The sequence below is a fragment of the Acuticoccus kandeliae genome (assembly GCF_003073115.1).
The window spans coordinates 1-280 of record NZ_QBBV01000201.1 but is presented as its reverse complement, the minus strand read 5'-3'; the positions used below and the strand labels follow the sequence as shown (position 1 = coordinate 280).

1 protein-coding gene is annotated in these 280 nt (G+C 32.5%); it reads left to right on the top strand.

The window, feature by feature from the left end:
* A partial coding sequence (locus tag DBV35_RS29945; RefSeq protein ID WP_157962139.1) for a sugar nucleotide-binding protein occupies positions 1–264 on the top strand: 264 nt, incomplete at its 5' end.
* Positions 265–280 lie beyond the last annotated feature (16 nt).

Below are 280 nucleotides of genomic sequence, written 5' to 3'. Positions count from 1 at the left end.
AAAACATCACGTAAGAACTTTGGTGTTTTCCATTTTTCAAATTATCCTGAAACCACCTGGTATGAGTTTGCAAAAAAAATTGCTGAATTATCAGAATCTTCAGTTAAATTAAATGCACTGACTACTGAACAATATCCTACTCCGGCCAAAAGACCTAAGAGAAGTACAATGTGCTTAGACAAAATTGAAGAAGTTTATAAAATTGAACCCAAACATTGGGAGAATAGTCTTGAAGAATGTGTTAGCATTCTTGCACAACAATAAATATCTTATGAAGAAC